Genomic DNA, 1974 nt, shown 5'->3' with positions numbered 1-1974 from the left:
ATTTTATTAAATATTTATATTTACTTTTATAATAAAATTTATTATAACATTATAAACCTAATTTTAACTTAATTAGTTAAATTTAGAAAATTAGATTTTCAAATTGTTGCACAGCTATTATATGTTTTTTTAAATTTCAATATGGAAAATTATATTAATCATTAAAATCATATATAATTTATAATGATATGTAATTAAATTTTTCAAAGATTAAATTTACTTGAACAATACTTAAAACATAAAGATAGCGATTATTATGAAAGAATTACCTTTGGATATTGGAACATTTCCTAATTTAATTGAAGATGGTTATATATATGTAGATAAAACAAAATTTATTCATGAAATGTATAAGCCTGGAAAAAAGTTTTTCCTATCCCGTCCTCGACGTTTTGGTAAATCACTTCTTGTCAGTACTTTAAAAGAGCTTTTTAAAGGAAACAAAAAACTTTTTAAAGGGTTATACATTTATGGCAAGTGGGATTGGAATGAAACATATCCAATAATACATCTAGATATGAGTGTAAATAGTAAAAGTAATGAACAGTTAGAATCTTCCTTAAATTGGTCATTGGAAATGATAGCTTATGAATTTAACATCAAACTCTCTGCTCCTAACTTAGAAAGTAAATTTAAAGAATTAATTTTTAAAATTCGTGAAACACATGATAATAAAATTGTGGTTTTAATTGATGAATATGATAAACCTATAATTGATAACCTCCCTGATTATGATTTAGCAGAAAAAAATCGTAAGAGTTTAAAAGATTTTTATGGTGTTTTAAAGTCTAGTGAGGAGTTTATTCAATTTATTTTTATAACTGGAGTAACTAAATTCTCTAAAACGTCTATCTTTTCTGGTCTTAACAATGTGACTGATATTACTCTTACTTATCCTTGTATTTGTGGTTACACTCAAAAAGAATTAGAATATTATTTTAAAGAGCATATAAACAAATTTAGTGAAGATAACAATATTTCCAACTCTGATTTATTGTCTTTAATTAAAAAATGGTACAATGGATACTCATGGGATGGTAAAAACAAGGTATATAACCCTTATTCTATATTATCATTATTCTTTAAAGGTCAATTTAATAATTATTGGTTTGAAAGTGGGACACCTTCTTTTTTAATAGATTTTATTAAAAACAATACTAGTAACAACAATATAAATGTTCTATTTAATTCTAATAACAATATTCAGGGAGAATTTCCTAATTTTCATTTAAAAAATCTGGATTTCACTACATTATTGCTGCAAACAGGTTATTTAACTATTAATGAAGTAGATATTGCTATAGGTGAGCTCCCATCTTACAGACTAGATATTCCAAATAAAGAAGTTAATGACTCCTTGTTTACTTCAATAATTACAGAATATACTAATGAAGACAGTGTTGATGTTATTTTTTTAGCTCGTAAAATTTTAGATGAAATTATAAAAATAGATAACAATGGATTACAAAACTCATTTAACAATTTAATTAGTAGTATTCCCTCTTTATTATATGGCAATATTAAAGAAAAAGATTTAATTGAGTCTTTTTATCATGTTATGCTACTTTCATGGTTTAAACTAATGGGATTTTTTATCCATGGTGAAGTTTTAACTTCCACAGGTAGACTTGATGCAGTTCTTAAAAAAGATGACCTTGTAGTTATTATTGAAATTAAATACAATTTAACTGAATCTTTAGACAAAATGATAAATAAAGCAATCTCACAAATTAAGGATAAAAAATACTACTCACCATACACAGGTTACAATGTTGTTCTCCTTAGTGTTGCATTTGGAGACCGCACAGTTAAATCTCATATAGAACCATTAAATATTTAATGAGCTTAGAGTTAATAATAATTTTAAATAACTATAAAAATTACTTTAAAATTAGAAATAGACTTATCTAAACATTAAATTAAAAATTTATAATTATCTTTAGTAAGAATAACAAATGTATATGAGAAACAAAT

General features: G+C 23.9%; 1 protein-coding gene. It reads left to right on the top strand.

Features of this window, described 5'->3' with window-relative positions; translation table 11 throughout:
- Positions 1 to 256 precede the first annotated feature (256 nt).
- On the top strand, positions 257 to 1840 hold the full coding sequence (locus MBCUR_RS02070; RefSeq protein WP_067089609.1) for an ATP-binding protein: 1584 nt from the start codon (positions 257 to 259) through the stop codon (positions 1838 to 1840).
- Positions 1841 to 1974 lie beyond the last annotated feature (134 nt).

The organism is Methanobrevibacter curvatus, from assembly GCF_001639295.1.
GTDB lineage: Archaea > Methanobacteriota > Methanobacteria > Methanobacteriales > Methanobacteriaceae > Methanoflexus > Methanoflexus curvatus.
The sequence above is the reverse complement of the archived record's forward strand: the minus strand, read 5'-3'. Positions and strand labels throughout refer to the sequence as shown.